Origin of the sequence: Streptococcus sp. 2018110, from assembly GCF_019754115.1 — a bacterium.
Lineage (GTDB): Bacteria > Bacillota > Bacilli > Lactobacillales > Streptococcaceae > Streptococcus > Streptococcus hashimotonensis.
On sequence record NZ_JAIJZO010000005.1, the window covers coordinates 84,320 to 102,620 of the forward strand.

The following is an 18,301-nucleotide window of genomic DNA, read 5'->3' on the forward strand; positions in this document are numbered from 1 at the left end:
GAAAAACCGACGCAAAGCGTCGGTTAATTTCATCTATATCTATAAGGATCAGGTCGCTCTGTTCTCCTCTGCCTGTCTTTAGGTTCTTTATCGAGATAATAAATATCCCGCATCGCCCAAAAACCAATCAGAATCATTAGTAGACCAACCCAAATTTCCTTTGGAAATTGCATGATTCTTAAAAATCCAAGTACCAAGGCAATCGCTAATGCTACCAGTAAAAATACTGCCGCAATCAAATTCATAGTCCCCTTAATATTGCGAGGTGCAATAAAAATATAAAAAAGTACTAACATGATGGCGAGGATTAAATAAAACATGCTTCTTCTCCTAGAAATTATTCCTCAGTCGCTAATTTTTTCTTTTTCGCAGCCTTATCACGCTCTGCCTTGTTCAAGATTTGCTTACGAAGACGGATAGATTCTGGCGTTACTTCCATGTATTCATCATCGTTCAAGAATTCTAGTGATTCTTCAAGAGTCAAGATACGTGGTGTCTTAATAACTGACGTTTGGTCTTTGGTAGCTGAACGAACGTTGGTCATTTGTTTAGCAGTCGTAATGTTAACGGTCAAGTCATTTTCACGTGAGTTTTCACCGATAATCATTCCTTCATAAACCTCAGTACCTGGGTTAACGAAGATTGTACCACGCTCTTCGATACGCATGATCGAGTATGTCGTTGCCTTACCTTGGTCGATAGAGACAAGGGCACCACGGTGACGACCACCGATCTCACCTTGAACAACAGGCAAGTATTGGTCGAAAGTATGGTTCATGATACCGTAACCACGAGTCATTGAAAGGAATTCTGTTGAATAACCAATCAAACCACGCGCAGGCACAAGGAAAACAAGACGCGTTTGACCATTACCTGTCGCAACCATATCCAACATATCACCCTTACGCTCAGATAGGGATTGGATAACAGAACCTTGGTATTCTTCTGGAGTATCGATTTGCACGCGCTCGAATGGCTCCATTTTCACGCCGTCGATTTCCTTGATGATAACTTCTGGACGTGATACTTGAAGCTCATAGCCTTCACGACGCATGGTTTCAATCAAGATAGACAAGTGCAATTCACCACGACCCGAAACAGTCCATTTATCTGGAGAGTCAGTAGGGTCAACACGGAGAGAAACGTCCGTTTGCAACTCAGCCAAAAGGCGCTCTTCAATCTTGCGAGATGTCACCCATTTACCTTCACGACCTGCAAACGGTGAGTTGTTCACCAAGAAAGTCATTTGAAGAGTTGGCTCATCGATACGAAGAACTGGAAGTGCCTCAACTGCATCTGTCGGAGTCACAGTTTCACCAACGAAGATGTCTTCCATACCAGAAACGGCAATCAAATCACCAGCTTTCGCTTCTTGGATTTCCTTACGCTCAAGGCCGAAGAAACCAAAGAGTTTTGTAACGCGGAAGTTTTTCGTTGTGCCATCTAGTTTAGAAAGGGTAACTTGGTCACCTACTTTAACAGTACCACGGAAGACACGACCGATACCGATACGACCTACGAAGTCGTTATAGTCCAAAAGGGATACTTGGAACTGCAAAGGCTCATCTGAGTTATCCACTGGTGCAGGGATATGCTCGATGATGGTATCGAAAATTGGTGCCATTGTTTCTTCTTGGTCTGCTGGATTGTCAGACAAAGATGAAGTACCGTTGATAGCTGATGCATAAACCACTGGGAACTCCAACTGGTCATCATCTGCACCTAATTCGATGAAGAGTTCAAGCACTTCATCTACAACTTCTTCTGGACGAGCAGATGGTTTGTCAATCTTATTCACAACCACGATAGGTGTCAAGTTTTGCTCAAGGGCTTTTTTCAATACGAAACGAGTCTGTGGCATAGTCCCTTCGTAAGCATCCACGACAAGCACAACACCGTCAACCATTTTCATAATACGCTCAACCTCACCACCGAAGTCTGCGTGTCCTGGTGTGTCCATGATGTTGATACGAGTACCGTTATAAGCTACGGCAGTATTTTTTGCAAGGATGGTGATACCACGCTCTTTTTCGATGTCATTTGAGTCCATGGCACGCTCATCCAATTGCGTACGCTCATCAAGCGTTTGGGATTGTTTCAATAATTCATCAACGAGGGTTGTTTTTCCGTGGTCAACGTGGGCAATAATGGCTACGTTACGGATGTCTTCTCTAAGTTTTGTCATAATATCCTCTGTATATTTTAATTTAACTAAAAAAGTATATCATAGATTGGCGTAAAAATCACAGATAATCTTGTTGTAAATGTTTTCAGATAGCAGATTGAAAGCAGAAGAAAAGAGATTGAAGCCAATCTCTTATAAAATGTTCTCAAAATTATCGCGCACTTCTTGTGGCCACACACTAGACTGCACTTCACCAATATGTTTCTTACGAAGCAAGAACATGGCCAAACGGGATTGACCGATACCGCCACCAATCGAAAGCGGGAAGAGACCATTCAAAAGGGCACGATGCCAATCAAATTCCAAACGGTCCTCGTCGCCTGTAATAGCAACCTGACGCTTAAGCGCTTCTTCATCCACACGAATCCCCATTGAGGACAACTCAAAGGCTGAACCAAGTGCTTCGTTCCAAACCAAGATGTCTCCATTGAGTCCTTTGTAGCCTGCTTCTGATGGGCTTGTCCAGTCATCATAGTCTGGGGCGCGTCCATCATGTGGTTTACCGTCTGCCAGTTCACCACCAATACCGATTAGGAAAACTGCGCCGTATTCTTTGGCAACCACATTCTCACGCTCTTTTGGTGTCAAGTCTGGGAAGTTCTTGACCAAATCCTCCGTGTGGATAAAGGTGATTTTCTTAGGCAAAACAGACTCAATATCATAACGAGCTTCAACTGCCAATTCGGTCAGACGGATAGCCTTGTAAATCTGTTCCACTGCTTCTTTCAAGTAAGCTAAATTCCGACGACCATCAGGGATGACCTTCTCCCAGTCCCATTGATCCACGTATACTGAGTGAATGGGATCCAAGGAATCCTCGTCAGGACGAAGAGCCTTCATGTGAACAAAGAGCCCTTCTCCCTCATTAAAACCGAATCGAGCCAAGGTATGGCGCTTCCACTTAGCAAGTGAGTGAACCACTTCATAGGTCGCATCTGGAATCAACTTCACATTAACAGTGACCGCATTCTCCACACCGGATAAATTATCCTGCATACCATCCCCGACACGACTCAAAATCGGTCCTTGCACTTCTACGATTTCTAGCTTGTCTTTCAAATACTGCGTAAATGTATTTTTGACGAAAGAAATCTCCTCTTGCTGATGAATGAAGCTTTTCTTCATACCTTACCTCCTTAAATTTATACACCTTATTATACTCTTTTTTACCTACTTGTAAAGTCTTTTTATTAAATATTCTGATAATTTAATGGAGGTTTTTCACTTCGGATGTCAGTACTTCTATCACTCCCTCTGTCAAGCGTCTCGGACCACGCACCGCCCTGACTCCCAAATCCATCATGCGCGCTCTCGGCAAAACATCATCGGAAAACTGAGCGAGCAATTCGACCTGCATGAGTTTCTTTTCTGTAGGAATGTCTGATTCACCCTGATTTTCTAAATTTGCTCCTAAGACACGACAAACATAACGAATGGCCTGTACTGGTGCCGTCACGTAGATGGCTACGAAGTCCCCAGCTTGAATGGTTGATTTTTGCGACCAATAGACTACCTTATTTTCCGCAAACTCAGTATCAATATCATAGACCTTTGGATTGGCTGGAATAACCCAATAATCAGGCCCTTGATCCGCCTTGTAGGATTTTGGTCCTACTAGATAGCGACTTTTCTCAAGGAGGGCAAAAACCATCTGGTCCTCCACAGTCTCATCCAGCAAGACTGACACCCAGGCCTTCTTTGACATGTGGTAAGCAGGGTAGATACCCGACTGGCTCAACAGCTCTGCTATTTCCCGACCGTCAACCTTGAGATTGACAATCTCCACCAGCTCCTGCGACCCACTCCCGTCCAACTTATCTCTCGGAATCTGACTGACCAAAGCGTACCACTTGTTATTGGCGGGGTGGCGAAAGGCCCCATAGGTCGGCAACTTGGCAAAGGGATAGTCAGGCAGGTCACCCCACTGCTCCTTGATGAGCTGGGCTATGCGGTTGCTTTGGTCTTTGGAAAATGGCAGAGCGACACAACAAGCCTCCTCTACTCGATCCAAAATGGACTGATAGCTTTCTCTCACCTGCCCCACAAAAGCCCCTGCTGGCGCAGTCACCTGATGGGCGGTATAGACCTCCTCCATCTCACAATCCCAGACAAAGGACGACAGCTGACCAGCCTCATCAACCTCCACCACCGCCTCAAACTGCCCCTCCATGAACACCTCACGGTAGGTGTAACGATTGTCGGAGAGGATAAAACCGAAAGGGAGGAGAGAGGGGAGGTGTGCAATTTGTCTAGACATTTTGAATCCTTTTTTAAAGTAATATATATAGAAAGTATAACAAAATCTGTTAAAGAGTTTATTGTGGAGGTCAAATCTTGTCAAAAAAAATTATTAATGTCGTAGCAGCGGCAATCGAAAAAGATGGAAAAATCTTTTGTGCCCAGCGTCCTGAAGGAAAGAGCCTAGGGGGCTATTGGGAATTCCCTGGAGGAAAGCTTGAGCAAGGTGAGACTCCTGAAGAGGCTTTAGTTCGCGAAATCAAAGAAGAATTTGATTCTGAAATAGAAATCATTTCCTTCATCAACGAAGCCTCCTACGAATATGACTTTGGCATTGTTACAATGAAAACCTACCGTTCAAAATTAGTCGCTGGAAATTTAACATTATTAGAACACCAGGATGCTAAATGGCTTCCAATCGAACAATTAGATGACTTAGAATGGGCACCAGTAGATATTCCAGCTGTTAACTGTTTGCAAAAAAGATAGAGATTCGCAAGAATCTCTATCTTTTTATTTATCCGTCAGGTATTTATACAAGTTCGTCTCCACTGGTGAATCCAACTTAAATAACATTTGGACTACAGAGTCCCCATTTTTCATCACTTCACTTGCACTATTTTCAACGTATCTTAGTGGACCAAGATAATAAAATTCTCCACCTTCTGAATCATCTTTTATGACAAAAAGTTCTAACCTCAATTCATTTTCATTAGAGTTGATGATCGTCGATACATCATTAGAATCTAATGTACGTTTGTTCTTTGAAAACCACTTCAAAGTTGACTCATTCAGAAGTTCATCCTCGTATTTTATAGTATCACTAATATCATCACTTTTATGGTAAGTGATGAAAATCGGACAAGAATTGGTTTCCTTGTCTATTTTATATCCACCAATATTTAAAGGCGGCTCGTCTTTTGAGACATTCATTAATTTTAGTACATCACGTCGGGTATACTTTTGACCAAGTGTAAAAGTTTCAGGATAATCTTTCGATTTTAGAATCCCTGTTTCAATAACATCCAAAAATAATTGAATGAATTTGGTATTATTCACCAAAGATTCTTGGATTTCTTCATTCAACCGATACAGTTCACCGTCAAAAGTAACCAGTGCATCCGTACCATATTTCTTCTGCTCTTGTGCTTTTAAAAACGATAAATTCAACACCCTTGTTACAGAGTCCAGAACTTCTGTTCTAAAATCCAAGTCGTGCTCAATAATACATTCAAACCACTTATCTGATGAAACTATGCCATCATTTTCGACAAGTAATTTCAACAAATACAGTTCATGTTTTCGTTTTCCATTCAAAATTTCAAACGTAATAAAATTCAAAAATCGCTTTTCAACTTCTGATAGAAGAATTGTTTCTTCTGAAAATTTATTGATGACATCTCCATAATTTTAGAAACTGGAATTTTCAAAAAAGACAAGCGGATCAATGCTTTTCAATTTTACAAAATCTGATAGATATGGAATTCTACCCAACTTGTTCTCTAAGTCTTTAAAAGCATCTCGTAAAATTTTAATTGATGAAAGTGTCGTGTTTGTGATAGATGAAAAAATTTGTTCTTTGGCAACCTTCTCAAAGTTAATTGTCGTCAATCCTTTTAATATATTGGGCTCTCTGACTTCACGACGATAATTGTCCTTGTTCATAGACTGGTCGCCAAAAAGTGCAACTGGAATTAGATAGTTGTTTTGATAGTTTCCAATGAAATCAATAATCGTATCTTATATATTGGGAGGGATGTAAAGTTCTGGAATTAAAATAGGGGGATTTATCTTAAATTCTCTGATTAATAATGAGATACTTAATTCTTAAATAACTTACCCCAATATAATTAGTATAATTCTAGCCTAATGATGAAAAATTTTCTCCATAAAATTTACTAACACCTAATTTAAGTCCCTCATCTCGACCAGTATATAAAATACAAAGATTTCTTTTTGCTCTTGTCACTGCAACATACAAAAGATTTTGTAAACTTATTATTTCTTCATCAACGATATCATTAAACTCCCCATTCAAGAATTTAAACAATTTGTTAAAATGTTTTAAATTATTATTAGGACCGAAGGTATCTTCTAACACAATCAAAACATTGTCATACTCTTCTCCTTTTGATCCATGATAGGTATGAAAAATAATTTCTCTACTACTCTCATCAATATAATCAGACCAATTAACAAATTCTCGCATATCGATAACAAGTAATTCTTTTATGTACCTATCATCTTTCAAATTAAAATACTTTAAAAGATACTCTATAAACGATTCATATTCAAATATAGTTCTATCATTTCCAAACTTAAATAATGATTTGTAAATCTGTTTTTCACTTTCTGAAAAAATTTTATCTGGCACATCAAATAGTAATTTAAGATATCCTTCTAAAGTTATACTTTCTAAATCATTATGTTTTTCCCGTAATACTTGAACTACCTTTCTTAAAGCTTTTTGACTTAGACCATTTTGCTTATTAAACTCACTTAAGTCAAATAAAGTTCCGATAAGAAACTCCTCTCCCGATATTGATTTTCGAAAAATGAGTGTAATTTTATACAATGCTTTAGAAACCAAACTAAGTTTTTCCCTATTGAATAATACATCCTTATCATTATAAAAATAATATGTTTTATTATAGATGTCAAAAATACTATTAAAGCCTGCATCTATAGCTATCGTTTTTCTATTTAATACTAAACAATCTAGAGGATTGTTATAATCTATATTCCACTTTCTAAGCAACTCATTTTTCACTTCTTCAAATGATTTATTTGAATAAATAACTCTTTCTCCAATAAAATCATTGTAAATTGATTGTTGTTCTAAATCATCACTTCTTATTTTATTAGCTAATTGAATTATTTCATTGGATGAACGCCTGTTAAATTCTTTTTTTACTCTGGTAATTTTACCTTCAATTATCTCATCTGAGATTTTATTACGATATAATTCTTGAAAATATCTGCCGACACCATTATCATAAATTGATTGTTTAACATCACCAAAATAACCTACTAAAAATTTTTTATTTCTTAAATAACAGTATTCCTCAACTAGCTGAATTAATTGTATAACATATTGGCTAGTATCTTGATATTCATCTATAAAAATAATTGGATAGCTATCAAATAATAATTGTTTAACGATATCGTTACGCTTAAATAGTTGATAACAATATTCAAGAAGAGTATCATGACTAATGCACATATTCTCTAACATATCATAATTAAAATCTGATGTATATTCTATTTTTTTGCTTATGCCATCAAGTATTATCTTTTTATATTTTTTTATTTTAATGAGTTTTTTTAGATAAGCATCAAAATTAGATTTACTTGATGAAATAGTATGAAATTCATTCTTTATTATTCCATAATCTTCTTTAAGATATTTATCAACATCATCCTCAGAGAATATTTTATCTTTTAATCTTGCCATTTCGCTTATAAACTCTGGTTTTTCATACTTTTTCTTCGCCCACTTTATTTGCTTAATATTTTCTAATCTATCTCTATCTATACATTTTTCGATCTCCATCTGATATATACATTCTGGCAACGCCGTTTGAAAAAACAATTTATGGCACTCGTATTTGAGTTTTTCCAAATGAATATCCCTTAAATCTTCCTGAAAATTCATAATCATATCAGATAAAAATCTGTGTATCGTAGATACTTCAATAAATTCACTGCTGCCAACTCTATCTTTTATCTCATCAGCCGCAACATTTGTATATGTTATACATAGTATTTTTTGTCGATAAGATTTAAACATTGACTGATATTTACTTAAAACAAAGCTGATAGATTTTACAAGGGTATATGTTTTCCCAGAACCTGCTCCCGCATCAAGATAAAATGAATGAAACTCCTCTAGATTTTTCTTAATTTGGCCCAACGACTCTTTTTCCTTATCCAAATTCTCATTTGTAATAATATAATTCATCTCATCCCCCTAAAATACTTGACAATGCAATTATCCCCTGATTAAGATAATCCGGTATTTTAGGATGTTTAGTTGCATCATCTTCGACTAACATTTTAAATAATAATTTATTTGCAAACTCACTCTTTTTATTATTTACGCCTATTTTTTCTTGATATTCATATGAAAAGGATGGATTAATGACATTTTCCTCACTAATAATATTCATTTCGATAAGAATATCTTGGAGCATAGCATTATCTAAATTACTTAATATATAAGCTTCTTCAAAACTGGTTGGATAGAATCCTTGAATTGAACTATCCTGAAAAGAAAGAATTATGTATGGATAAATAATTATCGGCTTTTTTAAATTGTTTCCATACTTTCCGCTAAAAATACTGTTTTGAAATTGACATGAGTTTTTAAATTCACTAATTTCTTTTGGAAACTGTATAGCATTTTTTACATAGTAATAAAAATAAAATGGACTAATACTCCTCATTACATCAGAAATTTGAAAAGTTATTATTTTATCTATCAGCCTCTCTTTAGTAGTTGCTTCAATATCACATGTTTCAAAATATCTTTTTAAAAATTCTTTAAAATCATCAAAATAACTAGAATTTTTTCGTGCTTTGTGGATACATTCTATCGTACTTTCTCCAATCAAGTTAGAAATTGTAGTATTTTTTGAAACTCTTTTTATATCAATTGGCATAACTTGGTCAATAACAATATTATTTACTCCTCTACAAATTTCAGGAACCCTATGAATAACTGAATCTCTCACGATGCTTTGCTTAATATAATCCAAATAGTTCTCTGGAAAAAATCCACCTATTTTTTCATTAAATCCTATACTTTTTACTAAACTTTTAACATGGGTAAATTTTCCTTTTTCTTTCGCAATAGGCTTCACAATGTTTAAAACTTTGTCTTTAACTTGTTTAAAATATACCTCATAGTTAGCTATGATATCTTTATTTTGGTCACTGATCTGAACAAAGCCTTTTTTCTCCTCATCTGTTCTTTTATAATCAATGTCTGTAATTATTAAACAAGGTATCTCAAGTAATTTTACAAGGGGAAGATATACTTTACCATGTGCACCATTAACTAAGACCAATGAAATAAAATATCCGTTTAACCTTTCATCATTATCTAATAGATATTGGAACAGCCTATACTCTGTTATCCCCTCAACAAAAATTACAGCATCTGCAAAAAATATTTCTGAAATTCCATATTTAAAATGTTTCTTCAAAAATTTAAAATCATCTTCTTCAATATTAGAACTACTGCCAGAGATACTTTTATTTGAAACAGTAACAACTTGAGCATAATACTCCTTTTCTTTACTCACTTCAAAAACATAATTAATATCATCGAATTTCTTACCTTGATGTACTTTACTATTTAAAATATGAGAAGAATGTGTTGTAACAATAATTTGACAATTTATATTTTTATTATTTTCGCTTAACATTGAATTTATTAAATTCTCCAAGTTCTTTATAAATCGTTCTTGCATTTGTGGGTGCATGTATGTTTCTGGCTCTTCAATTGAAATTAAATTAATTTGACTCGTAAAAGAACTATCAATATCTTTTTCAATATATTGAATTATTTCTGAAATGATTACCATCAAATTAGTATAACCTAAACCATATTGATTTTCAGGAATACTCATCTCACCTTCTGAATATTCATACTTTATTGCAGCATTTAGAAGCTTATCGATAGTAAGTTTTGAACTGAGCTTAATAGAATTTCTTTGATTGGGTAATACTTGAGCAATATATTTCATGAAAATCTTTGTATAGTTTAAATCAATATTTTCACTCAATTGAGTATTGGTTTCATCAATAATTTTATCTAATTTATCTTCTGGCGATAATGTGCTTAATTTATTTTTATATGCATATTGAATAATTTTGGAAAATGCTTTAGTTAAGCTATCTTCGCTTTTTATATTATTAGCTGATATTGATGTTATTTCGAATAACTGAGACAATTTAAATTGAGTTACTCTCTCTAGTACATTATCAATTTTACAATAGTAATTTATTACCATTGCATTTTTCAAATTCACTCTTAAAAAATCTATACTAATATTCTCAGAGTCCACTTGCTCTATCAATTCTTTAAATTGTGGCATCTCCTTCAGTTCAATTTTAGCAATTATACTGACTTGTTTCTCAATATTTTTATTAGAAATAAATTTCCTTAATAATGCAAAATTGTTATTTTTACTATCATCTAGACCAATTACTAGTTCAAATTCTATCTCTGGATAACTAAATTTTATAGACTCATTTGCTTGTAATTTATATTCTTTATACTCTTCAACTAAAGAGTATAAATAAGAATTATTGAAATCCTCTGGTAAAAATTGTTCTCCACAAATTAATTTTTTCAAAGCTGTCACAATAGTAGTTTTACCAGAATTATTTTTACCAACAATTAATGTAGTTTTTGAAGCAATATCAATTACTTCATTTTTCTCATTTATGTCGCCTTGTTCTTCATTAAAATCTGCAGCAGGTACAAAAGAAATAATATTTTTACTTTCTCTAAACTTTCTAAAATTTTTTATCCTTACACTTTTCAGATACATGAGCAAATTTTCCTTCATTAATATTTTTCTGTAAGTATACCAAAAAACGCTAGCATTTGCTAACGTTTTCATAATCTTTAGTAACTTAATTCACCAACTTCTTCATCTCTTCAATCCGCGTTACTGTCGCATCATATTTTGCTTGGTAGTCGGCTTGTTTTTCTTTTTCTTTTTCAACGACTTCTGGTTTGGCGTTGGCGACGAAGCGTTCGTTGCTGAGTTTTTTGCCGACCATGTCTAGTTCTTTTTGCCATTTGGCTAGTTCTTTGTCTAGTCGAGCCAACTCTTCTTCGACGTTGAGTAGGTCGGCTAGTGGCAAGAAGATTTCAGCACCGGTGATAACAGCTGACATGGCTAATTCTGGTGCAACGATACCTGAGCTGATTTCCAGATGTTCTGGGTTTGTAAAGCGTCGGATGTAGTTTTCGTTAGCCTTGAAGAAGGTTTCAAGCTCAGCATCCGCCGTCTTAATCAAAATGGTAATCGGCTTAGAAGGAGCGACATTCACTTCTGCTCTGCTATTTCGCACCGAACGAATCAAATCCTTGAGGCTTTCCACTCCCTTATGTGCTTCCGCATTTTCAAATGCTGGGTTGACAACAGGGTAGGCCGCCACCACGATAGAGCCCTCTGCGTACTGGGCGAAGATCTCTTCCGTCACAAATGGCATGATTGGGTGGAGGAGGCGAAGGATTTGGTCCAGCGTGTAGAGAAGGACAGAGCGGGTCATGACTTTTTCAGCCTCGTTATCGCTGTAGAGCACCTCCTTGGTCAGCTCGACATACCAGTTGGCGAACTCTTCCCAGATGAAGTTGTAGAGGATGTGACCAGCCACACCAAACTCGAACTTGTCGAAGTTTTCAGTGACCTTGGCAATGGTTTCATTGAGGTTGTGGAGAATCCAGCGGTCCGTCACGTTACCAGCCTCGCCAGCTGCAACTTTTGCAACATTCTCACGCGCTGCATCCAAGGTCAAACCTTCATTGTTCATAAGGATATAGCGGGAAATGTTCCAAATCTTGTTGATGAAGTTCCAAGACGCGTCCATCTTCTCGTAAGAGAAGCGAACATCTTGACCAGGGGCAGAGCCGTTTGACAGGAACCAACGCAAAGCGTCCGCACCGTATTTCTCGATGACATCCATTGGGTCAATCCCGTTTCCGAGCGACTTGGACATCTTGCGACCTTCTTCGTCACGGATCAAACCGTGGATTAGCACGTTCTTGAATGGCTGACGGCCTGTGAACTCAAGCGATTGGAAAATCATCCGCGACACCCAGAAGAAGATGATGTCGTAGCCCGTTACCAAGGTTGAAGTTGGGAAGTAACGCTGGAAGTCCGCCGCATTTTCGTCAGGCCAGCCCATGGTTGAGAATGGCCAAAGGGCAGAGCTGAACCAGGTATCTAGGACATCCTCATCCTGTACCCAACCGTCACCTGCTGGAGCCTCTTCTCCGACGTACATTTCGCCAGATTCGTTATACCATGCTGGAATCTGATGCCCCCACCAAAGCTGACGCGAGATAACCCAGTCATGTACATTTTCCATCCATTGTAGGAAGGTATCGTTGAAACGTGGTGGGTAAAATTCTACCTTGTCAGCGGTGTCTTGGTTGGCAATGGCATTCTTAGCCAGTTGGTCCATTTTAACAAACCACTGGGTTGACAAGCGTGGCTCAACTACCACACCTGTACGCTCAGAGTGTCCAACGGAATGCACTCGGTTTTCGATTTCAACAAGGGCACCCAGTTCTTGCAACTTCGCAACTGTTGCCTTCCGGGCTTCAAAGCGGTCCATACCAGCAAATTCGCCTGCCAACTCGTTCATAGTACCGTCGTCGTTCATAACGTTGACTTGTGGCAGATTGTGGCGTTGACCTACGAGGAAGTCATTTGGATCGTGGGCAGGAGTGATTTTCACAACCCCCGTACCGAATTCTGGGTCTGCGTGTTCATCCGCAACGATTGGGATTGGCTTGTTAACGATTGGCAGGATAACGTTTTTGCCAATCAAGTCCTTGTAACGTGGGTCTTCCGGGTTAACCGCCACCGCAACGTCACCGAACATGGTTTCAGGACGGGTTGTCGCAACTTGAAGGGCACGAGAGCCGTCTTCCAACATGTAATTCATGTGGTAGAAGGCACCTTCTACGTCCTTGTGAATAACTTCAATATCTGAAAGAGCTGTGCGAGCCGCTGGGTCCCAGTTGATGATAAATTCGCCACGGTAGATCCAGCCTTTTTTATAGAGTTCTACAAAGACCTTGCGAACAGCTTTCGACAAGCCTTCGTCCAGCGTGAAGCGGTCACGTTGGTAGTCCAAAGACAGACCCAACTTACCCCATTGCTCACGAATGGTCGCTGCGTACTCATCCTTCCATTCCCAGACTTTGTCGAGGAATTTTTCACGACCAAGATCATAACGGGTCACGCCTTGCTCACGCAAGCGTTCCTCAACCTTAGCCTGAGTGGCAATCCCCGCGTGGTCCATACCTGGAAGCCAGAGAGTGTCAAAGCCCTGCATGCGTTTTTGACGGATGATGATGTCTTGAAGGGTGGTATCCCAAGCGTGTCCCAAGTGCAACTTACCAGTTACGTTTGGCGGCGGAATGACGATAGAATAAGGCTTTGCCGCCGCATCGCCTGACGGCTTAAAGACATCTTGGTCCAACCAAGTTTGGTAACGACCAGCCTCAACCTCGGCTGGATTGTATTTTGGTGATAATTCTTTTGACATAGTATTGTCCTTTCTAACTTTATCTTATTAAATATATTTACTAAACACTTCTCTTAAATCATTCCTAATTTGTGTTTTAACATACTCGACTTCGTTTGAATACCCTATTATAGCTTTAGAAACGGTCACATAACGTTTTAAATAAACTTCAACAATCCTAAGTGGAAAATCAACCATTTGTTTCTCTCTCTTCAGATACACTATCAAATCATCAATGTACTTAGTAATTGTTTCTCGATCAATCGGCTCATTACGAAATATCTCTATATATTTTCCTATCTCTGTTTCCCGATAGTTCACTATATTTCCTATAAAGTACTCTCGCTCTTTTGGAGCCTCCTCACAATTCGTAGAAAAAACATCTTTCAAATACTTATTGATCACTGTCAATAAGTCAGTAAATATCTCTGGAGTTTGTTTATAATTTTGCTTACTATCTAGACCAATTGATTGGCTCAGGGCTGCTTCAATGTTATCTTCCCCTAGTATTACAGATAATTTAAATAATTTATCTTCTCCCGCTGTTCTCCAATACTGCTTGTGAGTTGAGAAAAAATCTATAAACTTATTGAAAAAAATCGATTCATGCAGTGAATGTTGTAACTGAATATGATATATTTCAATTACATGGTTCAAACTATTTTCAACAATGTTATTTAAAATGCGTCTTTTTAGCACTCCGCTAATATAGCTTAAATCTTCTCCGTCAACCACCCTATAGTGAATTAGGTTATTTCCAACATGATATTGAAAATAAATCTGTTCCTCTAGGTATGTTCTACACTCAATAATCGCTGACTCAAGTTTATCGGAGTCAAATCTAAAAATACAGTCTCCAGAAACAGCATTTCCAACAAACTCCTCTTGAAAACTTTCATTTTCTACATTTTGATAGTATACCGTAATATTAGTTAGAGGGGCACTTTCTCTGAGGAATAATTTAATTACTGAATTTTTTCCTTGTAATTCCACCAAGAACAAAGGTCGCACAACTGCATGTTCTCGCTCTCTTTGTTCTAAGTAAAGTTGTTCCTGCTTTTCTTTTTCTTGTTTTATTTCTTTATTTTTATTATTTATCTCTATTTGATTCTGCCAATAAAAGACCAGAAAAGTTGTCAATACTGTAATTACCGACAACATCACTTCAAAATAACTCTTATTACCATCTGATGAAAAATATAACTTTATATCTCCCAAAAAGGAAAACTCATTTAGAGAATGTTCTAACAACGGCAAGGCAATCAGAAAAATAATCACAATAAAAATAATAAAACTAATTATTCTGTTTAAATTCTTTTTCATATAATCTCCTAGAAATAGTCAGTCCTTCGGGCTGGCTATTTCGTTTGTTCTTGCTCAAGCTCCTCCATTTTTTGGATAATCAGTTGAGCAACTTCATTAGCAGAAAGATGGGTATTATTAATTTTGAGATAATTCTGAATGCCCTCTGGAATGCCTAATGAGGTATATTGACATGTATCAGCTGTGGAAAGAATCTCAGCCTCTGAAACTTCAATGTTTCGTTTCAAAGGTTTATGGGTCAGTCTATTTTCTGTCCGATTACGCCGCAGACGTTCTTCTAAAGCAGTTTCCAATTCAACAAATAAAATTTCCTGACCATGATGATGAAAAATCGTCTGAACTGTTGTAAGGAATTGAACATCTATGAGATTTTTAAAATTAATCAAGGCAGTTCCAATCAGTGGGCGACCTGAACTAGCAAACACATCATAAACAGCAAATGTAATACGTGTATTGAGGTCGAACATATCCTCAGAAAATTCTGGAATAAAACGTAAGCTAAAATCAATCGAATTGTGATTATGAAAGAGGGTCATCCCTGTCAATTTCGCAACTTCCTGCCCAACGGTCATCTTGCCAGAAGCTTGTGCTCCAATAATAATTAGATTCATACAGCCTCCCCTACCAACTCTATCTTTATCCCATCTGGGTCTTCCAAATAGAGGGCATAGTGGTCTGGTCCTCCTGCATGTGGATAGCGGTCGTCGTAGAGCAACTTGACTCGTCTGGTCAAAAATTCCTTCCGCCATTGGTCAATTTCATCTGGTGTTCCCGCATGAAAAGCTAGATGATTGAGACCTGTACGGCACCGGTGATAACCTGCCTCTAGGAAGTCCTTTGACGTTTGGACAAAGACCAGGTACTGCTCTGCTTTTTTATAAGACAGCCCTTTATCCCACTCCTGATAGAGCGAGTAGCCCAGCTTGGTCAGAAGAAAATCGTAAAATGCACGTGAGGTTGCCAAGTCTGAAACATATATTTCAACATGATGTAGCATATTTCTCCTTTCCAAATGAAAATCCCTGCCTAGACTTGCTAGACAGGGACGAAGTTATTCCGCGGTACCACCCTTGTTCAGATAAACTATCTGCACTTTGCTTATTCGATTCACATCATCAGCAACCAGTTTTGACATTTGTGCGGATTTCTCAGTACCACCGCTTCCTGTGACAAATGGGGCTCAAAACACCTCTGAATGGCTTTATTGTAACAAATTGCACCTTGAAAAGCAAGGAATTTAAGCTTTCAACTCAATCCCTTTTTCTTTCAACTGCTTGATGGTTGCAGGACCGATGCCTTTAAGAGCTAAGAGCTCTTTTTCTGTATGGCTTGCAAAATCAGCCACAGATTGAATACCTGCTTCGTAGAAGGTTTCCAAACGTGCTGCAGCAATGCCTTCCAACTCAGGAAGTGCCAAGAAGTCTTCCAATGAAGTCGCTGAAGAAGTCACCTCTGCAACAGCTTCTTTCACTTGTTCAACAGCATGCTCTACTACAGCCTCAGTCTTGTGAGCAACTGTCTCTACTACCTCTGCAGCTCTTTCAAGACCTACACGACCTGCACGTTTCAAGTCTGCTAATTGTTTTTTCAATTGTTTTTTTCGATTTACTTTTTTCTTTGCCATGTTAACTCCTTTCTCCTTAGAAACTGTACTCACAAGTAAAGTGCTTATATATAAGAAATAGTTTTTTACTAATCAAGGCCGTTTTTTTCAAAATACTGACTGTATTTTGAAAAAAAAACGATGAATAGCTGAAGAACTAGCCTTAGATAGAAATGCTGAACTGTGAATATAGTTTCTTAATAATGCCTTTGACCAAACAACTCATCTGGTAAATCATGAAAACCTTTGCCAGCATGGTAGTTGGCAAATTTCCCTTGAATGAATCGATAGGCATCCAGCTTGCTCTCATAACGAATATAAGCATCCGCTGCACGCTCATCTTTGTCTTCTTCCAAGACACGACGACTTTCTTCAACCGCCATCTCGTTTACCATGACCTGAGTGTTGACCCAAGCTTCAAATTCTTTTAAAAATTCTTGTTCTTTTGTCATTATTTTCCTCTTTCGCCTGCTTCGATTGAAACACACCGGTTTATTATACCATATTTTCTAGAAAACACAAGAAAACCCTAACTGTAACACAGTTAGAGTCCCCATTTTTTTACCAAGTAAAACGATAGGTCGTTTTAGACAAAAATTCTTCTCCTTGTTCTAACAAAATCGAACCAAATCCATCGACATTGCACGCATTCGGCAAGGCCTGACACTCTAAACTAAAGACACCGTGGTAACAGGCCAAAGCTTCAACAGGAAAATTATATGTATAAATAACGACCGCAGGCTGGTTGGTTTTGACACTGAGTCCAATTTTCCCATCTGGACTCAAAACTTCTACCGGAATATCCACCTCTTCCAATAACCATGGGTGGTCATAGCCTTTTACCAACACATTTTGAGGATATTGGCTATCAAATCCCTGAGTAAAAGGCGCAAAATCTCTAAAATCAAACGGCGTCCCTGTCACATCTTCTAAGACACCCGTTGGCAGGTTATCCTCCCCAAGCGGAGCATAGTGATTGGCAGCAATTTTAATACGGTGCTCGGCAACTGACCGTTGAAAATCACCAGTCAAGTTGAAATAGATATGGTTGGTCGGATTAAAAATCGTATCCTTATCCGATACAGCCTGGTAGTCAACTGTCAATTCATTTTTATCCGTCAAACAATAAATAGCCTTGACCCTCACATCACCAGGAAAGCCATTAAAACCATCTTTTAGGACCATACCAAAGGTCACTTGATTTCTCTCATGGTCTAGCTCAACGTCCCAGTACTGCTCATTTGCCGTGTCAACCCCACCGTGTAGAGTCCTACCAGGTTCATTTTCTGTGAAATGGTAGCTTGTTCCCTTTATCTCAGCTTGGGCTCCTGAAATACGCCCCGCTACTGGGATAATTGTTGAACCAGGATACAAATCTGTCTTGCTGTAATCTTCATCCGACTTAGCCGCCAAACTGACATTTCGTAAACCGCCATTCTCTTCTACTGGCAGAAGCACTTCTACCACTCTAGCTCCAAAATCCGTCAAGGTTACCTGCATCCCATTCTTGTTTTCCAAGCAATACAGTTTTGCTTTTTCACCAAATGTTTTTACTTCAATCATTTCTTTTCCTCATAAGCCAAATGGGAGTGGGAAAGAACTCGACCAGTCTAAAAAGAGTTCGTCTTCCCACCCCCGCACAGTTGATTAGGTCAGATTGGGAGTGGGAAACACGA

General features: G+C 37.9%; 16 protein-coding genes. 1 reads left to right on the top strand and 15 read right to left on the bottom strand.

Going from position 1 to position 18,301, the window contains the following annotated elements:
* Positions 1 to 29 precede the first annotated feature (29 nt).
* The 4 genes from K5Q34_RS05055 to K5Q34_RS05070 form a co-directional block, all read right to left on the bottom strand.
* On the bottom strand, positions 30 to 320 hold the full coding sequence (locus K5Q34_RS05055; RefSeq protein ID WP_099832401.1) for a DUF3165 family protein: 291 nt from the start codon (positions 318 to 320) through the stop codon (positions 30 to 32).
* Positions 321 to 337: 17 nt separating this feature from the next.
* Positions 338 to 2,185, bottom strand: coding sequence for a translational GTPase TypA (gene typA / locus K5Q34_RS05060; RefSeq protein ID WP_009909450.1), 1,848 nt, complete (start codon positions 2,183 to 2,185; stop codon positions 338 to 340).
* Between the two features lie 132 nt (positions 2,186 to 2,317).
* Complete coding sequence (asnA, locus tag K5Q34_RS05065; RefSeq protein ID WP_221864608.1) at positions 2,318 to 3,310, bottom strand: aspartate--ammonia ligase; 993 nt, start codon at positions 3,308 to 3,310, stop codon at positions 2,318 to 2,320.
* 82 nt (positions 3,311 to 3,392) lie between these two features.
* On the bottom strand, positions 3,393 to 4,442 hold the full coding sequence (locus tag K5Q34_RS05070; protein ID WP_221864609.1) for an MmcQ/YjbR family DNA-binding protein: 1,050 nt from the start codon (positions 4,440 to 4,442) through the stop codon (positions 3,393 to 3,395).
* A gap of 77 nt (positions 4,443 to 4,519) precedes the next feature.
* Here K5Q34_RS05070 and K5Q34_RS05075 point away from each other — a divergent pair, with 77 nt between their 5' ends.
* Positions 4,520 to 4,912 (top strand): (deoxy)nucleoside triphosphate pyrophosphohydrolase, encoded by a 393-nt coding sequence (locus tag K5Q34_RS05075; RefSeq protein WP_172115784.1) that lies wholly within the window; start codon positions 4,520 to 4,522, stop codon positions 4,910 to 4,912.
* Between the two features lie 24 nt (positions 4,913 to 4,936).
* On the opposite strand, the gene K5Q34_RS05080 is transcribed toward K5Q34_RS05075, so the two are convergent.
* From K5Q34_RS05080 to K5Q34_RS05125, 11 genes are all read right to left on the bottom strand, one after another.
* Positions 4,937 to 5,764, bottom strand: coding sequence for a DUF3427 domain-containing protein (locus tag K5Q34_RS05080; RefSeq protein WP_253214087.1), 828 nt, complete (start codon positions 5,762 to 5,764; stop codon positions 4,937 to 4,939).
* Between the two features lie 69 nt (positions 5,765 to 5,833).
* Positions 5,834 to 6,088, bottom strand: coding sequence for a hypothetical protein (locus K5Q34_RS11780; protein ID WP_244230415.1), 255 nt, complete (start codon positions 6,086 to 6,088; stop codon positions 5,834 to 5,836).
* A 196-nt stretch (positions 6,089 to 6,284) separates the two neighbouring features.
* Positions 6,285 to 8,384, bottom strand: coding sequence for a UvrD-helicase domain-containing protein (locus tag K5Q34_RS05085; protein ID WP_172115783.1), 2,100 nt, complete (start codon positions 8,382 to 8,384; stop codon positions 6,285 to 6,287).
* Between the two features lies 1 nt (position 8,385).
* Positions 8,386 to 11,055 (bottom strand): ATP-dependent endonuclease, encoded by a 2,670-nt coding sequence (locus K5Q34_RS05090; protein ID WP_172115782.1) that lies wholly within the window; start codon positions 11,053 to 11,055, stop codon positions 8,386 to 8,388.
* A gap of 13 nt (positions 11,056 to 11,068) precedes the next feature.
* Positions 11,069 to 13,720 carry a valine--tRNA ligase gene (locus tag K5Q34_RS05095; RefSeq protein ID WP_221864610.1) on the bottom strand — a complete coding sequence of 884 codons (2,652 nt, stop codon included), beginning with the start codon at positions 13,718 to 13,720 and terminating at the stop codon, positions 11,069 to 11,071.
* Between the two features lie 27 nt (positions 13,721 to 13,747).
* Positions 13,748 to 15,022, bottom strand: coding sequence for a hypothetical protein (locus tag K5Q34_RS05100; protein WP_221864611.1), 1,275 nt, complete (start codon positions 15,020 to 15,022; stop codon positions 13,748 to 13,750).
* A 35-nt stretch (positions 15,023 to 15,057) separates the two neighbouring features.
* A complete protein-coding gene (locus K5Q34_RS05105) occupies positions 15,058 to 15,633 on the bottom strand; it encodes an AAA family ATPase (protein WP_221864612.1) in 576 nt (191 codons plus the stop codon).
* Positions 15,630 to 16,019: a VOC family protein gene (locus K5Q34_RS05110; protein WP_221864613.1), complete on the bottom strand. Its 390-nt coding sequence runs from the start codon at positions 16,017 to 16,019 to the stop codon at positions 15,630 to 15,632. The genes K5Q34_RS05105 and K5Q34_RS05110 overlap by 4 nt, the downstream gene beginning before the upstream one ends.
* A gap of 240 nt (positions 16,020 to 16,259) precedes the next feature.
* Complete coding sequence (locus K5Q34_RS05115) at positions 16,260 to 16,646, bottom strand: helix-hairpin-helix domain-containing protein (RefSeq protein ID WP_253214088.1); 387 nt, start codon at positions 16,644 to 16,646, stop codon at positions 16,260 to 16,262.
* Between the two features lie 176 nt (positions 16,647 to 16,822).
* On the bottom strand, positions 16,823 to 17,077 hold the full coding sequence (locus tag K5Q34_RS05120; RefSeq protein ID WP_002943432.1) for a DUF1912 family protein: 255 nt from the start codon (positions 17,075 to 17,077) through the stop codon (positions 16,823 to 16,825).
* A gap of 109 nt (positions 17,078 to 17,186) precedes the next feature.
* Complete coding sequence (locus tag K5Q34_RS05125) at positions 17,187 to 18,188, bottom strand: aldose epimerase family protein (RefSeq protein WP_221864614.1); 1,002 nt, start codon at positions 18,186 to 18,188, stop codon at positions 17,187 to 17,189.
* Positions 18,189 to 18,301 lie beyond the last annotated feature (113 nt).

Bases quoted from the DNA above. Each gene is read 5' to 3' on its own strand.
- K5Q34_RS05110 (WP_221864613.1), bottom strand. From the start codon at position 16,019: ATGCTACATCATGTTGAAATATATGTTTCAGACTTGGCAACCTCACGT.
- K5Q34_RS05105 (WP_221864612.1), bottom strand. From the start codon at position 15,633: ATGAATCTAATTATTATTGGAGCACAAGCTTCTGGCAAGATGACCGTT.
- K5Q34_RS05070 (WP_221864609.1), bottom strand. From the start codon at position 4,442: ATGTCTAGACAAATTGCACACCTCCCCTCTCTCCTCCCTTTCGGTTTT.
- K5Q34_RS05095 (WP_221864610.1), bottom strand. From the start codon at position 13,720: ATGTCAAAAGAATTATCACCAAAATACAATCCAGCCGAGGTTGAGGCT.
- K5Q34_RS05055 (WP_099832401.1), bottom strand. From the start codon at position 320: ATGTTTTATTTAATCCTCGCCATCATGTTAGTACTTTTTTATATTTTT.
- K5Q34_RS05125 (WP_221864614.1), bottom strand. From the start codon at position 18,188: ATGATTGAAGTAAAAACATTTGGTGAAAAAGCAAAACTGTATTGCTTG.
- K5Q34_RS05115 (WP_253214088.1), bottom strand. From the start codon at position 16,646: ATGGCAAAGAAAAAAGTAAATCGAAAAAAACAATTGAAAAAACAATTA.
- K5Q34_RS05120 (WP_002943432.1), bottom strand. From the start codon at position 17,077: ATGACAAAAGAACAAGAATTTTTAAAAGAATTTGAAGCTTGGGTCAAC.
- typA (WP_009909450.1), bottom strand. From the start codon at position 2,185: ATGACAAAACTTAGAGAAGACATCCGTAACGTAGCCATTATTGCCCAC.
- K5Q34_RS05085 (WP_172115783.1), bottom strand. From the start codon at position 8,384: ATGAATTATATTATTACAAATGAGAATTTGGATAAGGAAAAAGAGTCG.
- K5Q34_RS05100 (WP_221864611.1), bottom strand. From the start codon at position 15,022: ATGAAAAAGAATTTAAACAGAATAATTAGTTTTATTATTTTTATTGTG.
- K5Q34_RS05090 (WP_172115782.1), bottom strand. From the start codon at position 11,055: ATGAAAACGTTAGCAAATGCTAGCGTTTTTTGGTATACTTACAGAAAA.
- K5Q34_RS11780 (WP_244230415.1), bottom strand. From the start codon at position 6,088: ATGAACAAGGACAATTATCGTCGTGAAGTCAGAGAGCCCAATATATTA.
- asnA (WP_221864608.1), bottom strand. From the start codon at position 3,310: ATGAAGAAAAGCTTCATTCATCAGCAAGAGGAGATTTCTTTCGTCAAA.